Consider the following 399-nt stretch of genomic DNA (forward strand, 5'->3'; position numbering starts at 1 on the left):
ATAAGCAGTATGTAAAAGACGAACCCTATGATCTGTTTCATGTAGAGACCGGCAAGGATGCCAAACGTTTTATAGAGCACCACGCTCCGCAATTGGTCATTCTTGATCTCAAACTCCCCGACACTACCGGAGAGGAAATCCTTGATTGGATCAAGGAAAACGAAATCCCGACCTCTGTGATCATCGCCACTGCCCACGGCTCAGTAAATACTGCCGTGAATCCGATTCAAAAAGGCGCTGATGACTTCCTAGAAAAGCCGATTACCGCAGACAGGTTAAAAACATCGGTTGCCCTGCACCTTAAGCGCACCAAATTAGAAAACTTGGTCAATAAGCTAGAGACTAAGTTTGATCGCCCTAACTTCCACGGTTTCATTGGGTCTAGCTTACCTATGCAGG

1 protein-coding gene is annotated in these 399 nt (G+C 46.4%); it reads left to right on the plus strand.

From position 1 onward, the window contains the following. Positions 1-399 (plus strand): response regulator (locus AB4585_RS23660; protein WP_372171208.1); only part of this gene is annotated, 399 nt, incomplete at both ends.

Source organism: Vibrio sp. 10N.222.49.C9 (assembly GCF_041474985.1).
GTDB lineage: Bacteria > Pseudomonadota > Gammaproteobacteria > Enterobacterales > Vibrionaceae > Vibrio > Vibrio crassostreae_C.